At 52.9% G+C, this 6,875-nt stretch carries 9 protein-coding genes; all 9 read right to left on the reverse strand.

Annotation, left to right across the window (positions count from 1 at the left end; all coding sequences use genetic code 11):
- Window positions 1–15 precede the first annotated feature (15 nt).
- The gene (locus ACTH5D_RS02560) at window positions 16–924 is read right to left on the reverse strand and encodes an MBL fold metallo-hydrolase (RefSeq protein WP_441668072.1); all 909 of its coding nucleotides are present in this window, start codon (window positions 922–924) and stop codon (window positions 16–18) included.
- Window positions 925–1,051: 127 nt separating this feature from the next.
- Window positions 1,052–1,249 carry a PAAR domain-containing protein gene (locus ACTH5D_RS02565; RefSeq protein ID WP_441668074.1) on the reverse strand — a complete coding sequence of 66 codons (198 nt, stop codon included), beginning with the start codon at window positions 1,247–1,249 and terminating at the stop codon, window positions 1,052–1,054.
- Between the two features lie 292 nt (window positions 1,250–1,541).
- Window positions 1,542–1,676 (reverse strand): hypothetical protein, encoded by a 135-nt coding sequence (locus ACTH5D_RS02570; RefSeq protein WP_441668076.1) that lies wholly within the window; start codon window positions 1,674–1,676, stop codon window positions 1,542–1,544.
- Between the two features lie 182 nt (window positions 1,677–1,858).
- The gene (locus ACTH5D_RS02575) at window positions 1,859–2,470 is read right to left on the reverse strand and encodes a hypothetical protein (protein ID WP_441668078.1); all 612 of its coding nucleotides are present in this window, start codon (window positions 2,468–2,470) and stop codon (window positions 1,859–1,861) included.
- A gap of 196 nt (window positions 2,471–2,666) precedes the next feature.
- Entirely contained in the window at window positions 2,667–2,930 is a 264-nt protein-coding gene (locus ACTH5D_RS02580) for a PAAR domain-containing protein (protein WP_441668080.1), read from the reverse strand.
- Window positions 2,927–3,832, reverse strand: coding sequence for a hypothetical protein (locus ACTH5D_RS02585; protein ID WP_441668082.1), 906 nt, complete (start codon window positions 3,830–3,832; stop codon window positions 2,927–2,929). The genes ACTH5D_RS02580 and ACTH5D_RS02585 overlap by 4 nt, the downstream gene beginning before the upstream one ends.
- Window positions 3,833–3,847: 15 nt before the next feature.
- On the reverse strand, window positions 3,848–5,767 hold the full coding sequence (locus ACTH5D_RS02590; RefSeq protein WP_441668084.1) for a hypothetical protein: 1,920 nt from the start codon (window positions 5,765–5,767) through the stop codon (window positions 3,848–3,850).
- Window positions 5,764–6,636, reverse strand: a complete 873-nt coding sequence (locus ACTH5D_RS02595) for a DUF4123 domain-containing protein (RefSeq protein WP_441668092.1) — start codon at window positions 6,634–6,636, stop codon at window positions 5,764–5,766. Before ACTH5D_RS02595 ends, ACTH5D_RS02590 begins: the two co-directional genes overlap by 4 nt.
- Before the next feature lie 21 nt (window positions 6,637–6,657).
- Window positions 6,658–6,875: hypothetical protein (locus ACTH5D_RS02600; RefSeq protein ID WP_441668086.1), on the reverse strand; the 218-nt coding region annotated here is incomplete at its 5' end.

Consider the following 6,875-nt stretch of genomic DNA (forward strand, 5'->3'; position numbering starts at 1 on the left):
GTAGTGCCGCTAACGCTAGCCCCATTTCGCGCCATCTAGGGCATCCAAGGGGATTTTAAGATAGCGCTTGCCGTTGGCCTCAGGCTCCGGCAAACGACCACCCAAGGTATTCACCTGCAGCGCGTGAAGAATAAGCTTGGGCATTGGCAGTTCACTATCACGCTTATGACGCAGAGCAATGTAGTCGTCGGCGCTTTTGCCCACTACGTGTGGGTTATGCGCGCGCTGCTCCGCGACACTGCTTTCCCATTCAGGGTCGCGCTCGCCAGGCATATAATCGTGGCCAGTGAAAAGGCGCGTTTTACTGGGCAACGCAAGAATTTGCTGGATAGAGTCCCACAACGACCCTGCATCGCCGCCAGGGAAATCAGCCCTTGCGGTACCGAAATCAGGCTGAAACAGGGTGTCGTGAACAAACGCGGCGTTGCCAATCACGTAAGTAATCGACGCCAGCGTATGGCCCGGAGAATGCAGTACTTTGGCGCTTAGCTCGCCGATGTGAAACGTGTCGCCTTCAGCAAACAGCGTGTCCCACTGGCGGCCATCGGTAGGCATTTCAGGCCAGTGATAGATGTCCTTCCACATCGCCTGCACGCTGGTAATGTGCTGACCAATGGCCGTCGGCGCACCGGTTTTGTGTTTTAAATACTGCGCGGCAGAAAAGTGATCGGCGTGAGGGTGAGTATCTAAAATCCATGCGACCGTGAGCTGCTGCTCTTCTATATAGGCTAACAACGCGTTAGCAGAGAAAGTCGCTGTCGCGCCAGATTTCTCATCAAAGTCCAACACCGGGTCAATAATCGCGCACTGACGAGTGGCCGGATCGCTAACGATGTATTGAACGCTAAACGTACGGGAATCAAAAAAACCCGCCACATCGGGTGTGCCTGCACCTGTGCTTTGAGAAAGTGCAAAGGTCTTCATGCTTGTCTCCTAAATTCGTGTATTGCAGCGCGGTGAAACCTAGCGTTCACGCAAAAATATTCGTTATAAACATATCTAATTATGGAATATAAGCAATAGCACGTATAAAAATGCCGCCTACCTGACGTCAGGTGGCGGCAAGCTTGGCGTTGTTATTGGAGTGGCTTGAACCTTCGATAATCGTGGCACCACAACCGGTCTTATCCCTTACCCGCGCCACGGGCTGGCCCGCTACTTTAGAGGGCGAACCGGTGACAATTTCCGTGGTGCCGTGCCCCTGGATGGGGCAGCTGTGTAAATCACCTTGGCGGGCAACGGGTTTCATCGGCAGATTCCCCACTGGCCATCGCGGCGGATGAAGTAAGGCCTTACTCTGCTTGAAACATCATCCTCTTGAACGTGGTTAAACCTTATCGGGACTTGAACTCCTTCAGTTGTTAGCCAAGCCACAGGATTATCTACTCCTAAGTTCAACGTCATCGGCTCGTCAGGAAAAGCGTTCCATTGGTAAAGGTCTGGGTTATCAAAATACATGTTTTAGCTGAACCGGTGGCGTACGTATTCTTCCGGGGAACCCGAGGCCAGGGCGAGCTCTTTTGTCCTTGTGGAAGCGGCAGCTAGCACAAGGCTTCGCTATCGCCCGCCGCAAACAGCGCATGTAGTCGACGGTATTCGTGCGTTAGGCTATCGCGGGCAGCGTCGCTGTCTCTTAATACATCACCCTCTTCCCAGCACCAAGTGGGCATCTGCACTAGTCTGTCACGGACCGCGCCAAACCTCAGGTCAATTTCTATAAAAAGTCCGAAACTAAAGCTGGCATTAAATCAAGAACAAGATATTTCTACAGGCTTGAATTATGGCGATTACATGCAATCAAAATCGCACGTAAGCGCATCAGAATCGTATGGATGGGGGTTCCAAGTCACCTTTTACGTTAATAGAGTTCGGTCAGTTCTGAAGCAACCTGAACGCTCACTTGTTTACAATTCGCACGATCCAGCTCGATATTAGGAAGACTCACATAACAAATTATTCCGCTTAATGTAGCCGTAAAGGTTCCTGTCTTGGAGTCAAGGTCATAACTCTCCAGATCAAGTTTCAAATCTTCACTCATACCGTCCGATCCCCAGTAGAAATGCTCTTCTGGATCAGTCTCCCACGTAATTTCAGCACCACGCGTCTGCTGTCCCTCGGCATCAATGAAAGCGAAGATCGTTATCGATCGATCTGATACAACTGGTATGAACGCATCTAAATTCTCGGCAGTCTGCGGATTTTCATAGCCAGTGATGGCTATGGCGTATTCCAGTTTGTCTGGCTCCTCGGCAACATATAAGCTATAGCTAATGTATGTAGATGACCTATAATAGTCGTCATTACCTATGCTCACGGACACCGTCTCGTAGGTCGTTTTAGTACCATCTGCAGTGATCTCAACGGTACCTGTTTTTCTTAGCGGTTCTGCATGAGCCCCCACCCAGCCTGTCAAAAAGAACATCACGGCTGTGGCAAAAATTGCCCCCCAATTCTGAAAAAAACCAGTCATCACATATCCTCTGTGGAACACGCATCCTGATATACGAGCATTTAAGCGTTTATTTTACTATTTCATTCAGCCCCATCTTCAGATATGGCTAAAAGGAAGTTCTCATCAACTCGTGAGAGATACCTCCAGCAGCAACTGATCAATCAGGAGGAGTCGTCGGCTCAACGGCTCCTATCAAGACCGCCCTCTTTGAAAACTAAGACGCCACCTTGGCACTGCTGGAGGCCGTAATAATCTCGCCGCCATGATCGGTTTTGCAGCCCAGGTAGGCCGTGGGCTTACCATCGTGGTTAGAGTGGCTTGAACCTTCGATAATGGTGGCGCCGCAGCCGGTTTTATCGCCCACCCGCGCGACGGGCTGGCCCTCAACAAAAGAGGGCGAACCGGAGACGATTTCGGTGGTGCCGTGGCCGGGGATGGGGCAGCGGTGCAGGTCGCCTTTGCGGGCAAAGGGTTTCATCGGCAGATTTCCCACTGGCCATCGCGGCGGATGAAATAAATACTAATAAATGCCGAACGCCCTTCTTGCGTAATGTTATTAAAACGCAGTGGTTGATTGACGCCTTCCTCTATTAACCAAGCAACACGATTATCCGCCGCCAGATTAAGTGTCATTGGATGTTCAGGGAGGTCGTCTAACTGGTAAACATCTGGATTATCAAAGTACATGTCGTAGCTGAACCGATGCCGCACGTACTCTTCCGGTGTTCCCGAGGCTAACGCCAACTCTTCGGTTCTCGTGGCGGCAGCGTTTAGCAAGGCCTCGTTATCACCCGCCGCAAACAGCGCATGGAGCCGACGGTACTCGCGAACCAAGCTATCGCGGGTGGCTTCGTTGTCTTGAAGAACATCGCCCTCTTCCCAGCACCAAGTGGGCATCGGTTGGCGGTTGTTAAAAGTGATATGGACTGTGTCAAAGTCTTCATTACTCTTAAATCGAATCTCGCTTTCCCGAGGCTGCAAAGGGGCGGCCGGGTCTGCCGAGACGATCTCGGGTTTGGCATCTTCTACCCCGAGCATCATCACCACTTCAAACGCAGTGCTAGCCTCGGTGTTTGGATTCTGGCCGGGTTCCCAGTACAGCAATGAGACACGCACCTCATGCTCGGGATCATACTCATATCGCCACGTGCGTAAATCAATGGCGTTGTTACCGTTTTTGATATATTCGCTAATCGGTTGGCGACGATCAAAATTACTGGGGACACCGGTAAAATCGAGCATAATACCCTGTATATAGAGGGATGATTCCAATCCATTAACGCTCCAGCGTACGCCAAATTGATACTCAGTTTCCTGCGCCATTGCCTTTGTTCCCATGCTGAGTGATAGCGATAAAATAAGTACAACCAGTAACTTCATCTACGTAAGTCTCCGTTATGTAAATGGATGAAAGTCGCCTCGCCAATTATCTGCCAAGCGATAGGTATGGGCTTCTCCATCTGCTACCCAGCTTTGGCCATCGGCGGTTTCGATTATCTGGGAGCTGCTACGAACCCTCGTTTCACCACCAGCACCTGGTTGGTTATTTCGCTCCGCCACATCTGCTTTTTTATAACCTTGCACGCGCAACACTGCACCAGTATGAGACAGCCGGTAGCCCCACTGGCCATCTTCAATGGTGAGCGAAATACTGCCGCTGGTGGCTAACGTGACCTCGTAGTTGAAGACGGTTTCTTCCGTCACTATAGAGTCGAAGTAACCGATAATCCCGCCGCCCACCAACGCACGTAAGGTGATACTGATTTGCCCCTCGGGGGGTCCAAAGGCTTGATCCTGAAAGTTGTAAGTAGCTCTGAGCGTATGATCGCCCAGCCCATCTTCCGTGGGGGCGGGTCCAACGCCCAGGCCAACCTCCATGTATAGCTTGGCTTTAAGCCCAGCCTGAACCATATAGGTGTCAATGCCGTCTTCAAGGTTTTCCAGAAAGAGGACAAGCGTTCTTCCATGCGGGGTTCTTCTCGCAACTGTTTTCAAGGCTAAATAAATATCGAGCCTGACCCCGAACTCATAAATGAGAGAAATACCGGGGGTTATTTCATGCGTTAACCCAGGGCCACCATCTTCCTCCACCAGATCAGTGGTGGCCCCCACCGTTATTGCTGGCCCATGGGTAAAGAAGCTCAATAGCTTATCGCCATCGCTCTCCGTAGCGCTCAGGTTTTTGGCAATTCGCTGAGACGCATCGGTCAATGTACCGATAAACCGTTCTACGGCGCTTTTCTGTTGCTGTTGATTGTTTGCCTTTCGTAATGAGGGCCCGGAGTGGTAGGTGGTGGTCGTGCTCGCTTCGTTCCCTACACTAATGGTCGGTGTGGCTGCACCACAGACGATGTTCAGTGCAGCCTCGACGGCCCATCCCTGGCGTTGTGTTTCCTGCCTTACACGCGACCCCATGCCCATTTCCTGGGCCAGTGAGCGACCGTCACTTTTTTCTACATCGTGCCTTTCGAGATTGGGCGGTGTAACGGTCACGCTGCCATCTATCTTGAACTGCGGTAACGTGACCGTGGTGAAGCAAAAGTCGTTGGTACCGTCATACGCAATGCGGAAAGATTGTTCATTAACCATATGGGAGCGCCGCATAAGCACTTCCAATAGCATCACGGCCACTTTGAAAGCCATCTTGGCTTCATGAGACATCCCCATTACTGGATTAGGAATAGGAATGGGCGGCACTGGCCGTGTCATCACCGTAAAATCGAGGGCCGTGGTCGCTCCTGGGGGAAGCTCAGTGCCGTTAAGTTCGTCGGTCCAATAGAGTGTGTGCTGCCCGTGCGAGCAGTCACCGGCCAGCGTTATCGCTACATTCCCTTCATCTTTAAGCTGTGTGCCCTCAAAAAAGTCTTCAAGGGTTCCTTCCCCCGTTACGAACTTATCAGCGACAAAATAAATTTTGCACTCGGTGTCAATTAACTCGCTTTCACCTTGCAGAACCACCCGCGCATTACTTTCACTGTGGGTGTGGCACACCACCTCCACTTTCTCGATGCAGGGGGTTTGTGATGCACATACGGTACAGGGGGCACCGAACTCGGGATCTTGCGCTTGGGGTCTCCCTTCAAGCACGGGTAAAGGCATAGGGGGAATCGGGCTTTCCGTGAGTGCTTCCCCATCATTTGCCAAGAAGTCGTTGTAGTGATTTTGGGCAGTTATCGCCTCCAGTGTTTCACGCTGAACCTCGTCTGCCTGCATAGCGTTCTGAATCGACCTTAGCGTTGTCGCAGGGCTAGAGAAGCGCTCCGGCTGGTTTTGCGCTAAATACGCGATGTCTTCAATACTGGGTTGATAGCTCATGGACGTTCCTCGTCAGCGATGGGCCGATAGTTGTCTTCATGCTGACCGGCTTGTTGATAGGGGGCCAATAGCCCATGCCGTAGTCGCCCTCGGGGTAGCCACTCTTCCAGTAATTGGCACTTCCGCCAGCCAGCTAGTTTTGCGTTGTCGAGGATCCGCTGAGCATCTGGGTGGCGCTGGGCAAAATCAGCGCCCACCTCCAGCACACAGATGACCAGGGTTTGGATCTGCTTTTTAGAGGCAAGCCCATACCGCTGCCCTATTTGCTTGGCGTCGATCACCGCACGCATCCGTTCACCTTCTGATAACTGGGGATAACGTTCTTTTAATGACCGCGCGAGGGCTTGGCTCGCCCTTGACTGTGCAAGCTCCCCAAAGTGCTGATACTCCGCCTGCCCTATCGCAAACTGCCGCCCCTGGCCGTTGGCGGCGCGGGCATCGTCGCTGAGGGCAATGCGTACTAACCTTCCCTGTACCTCGCGGGTATCAGTATCCAGTTCCATTGCGGGGGTGAACTCAAGTTCCGGCGGGAACGTCATCAGCGGTGAGGCGGGAACTATCAGTGTCTCTATCGGGGCCATCAAGGCGGCCAGCTTCCAGGGCTCGAGCGCCTGGCTCATATCCAACGCCACTCGCGGGTCGTAGAAGCGAAAGTACACCGGGGCCTGGTCGTTAGCCGGGGTCCACAGCATGGTGAACTTGCGCAAATGAGTGCGCAGTTGCTTTAGGGTGGCGTGGGAGTACAGCAAAATGCCCCAGTGCTGATCCTGGGGCAGGCTTTCCAGCCAGATGCGAATCTCGCTGTCGGCTTCAAGGCGCACCAGCCAGGGAGCATTGGCCTGGGTGACGTTATCCGTTGAGGCATACAGGCAGGCGCTTTGGGCCTCGGCCTAGCTAAGGCGCGCCATGGCTTCCCGGCAGTTAACGCCGTCAATCACGGCCCAGAGCGGTGGTTGATGGGGAGCAAACAGCGCTTGCCAAGTGGCCTCTTGGTAGTTCACAGGCGGCAGGATCACTGCCGGTGCAGACTCTGGTGCCTTATCAGGTAACAGGGGCAGCATCTCGCCATACGCCACCGGGTGTTGCGACGAGGTGGTGTGGGCCAGTT

Source organism: Halomonas sp., assembly GCF_052095695.1.
Classification (GTDB): Bacteria; Pseudomonadota; Gammaproteobacteria; order Pseudomonadales; family Halomonadaceae; genus Vreelandella.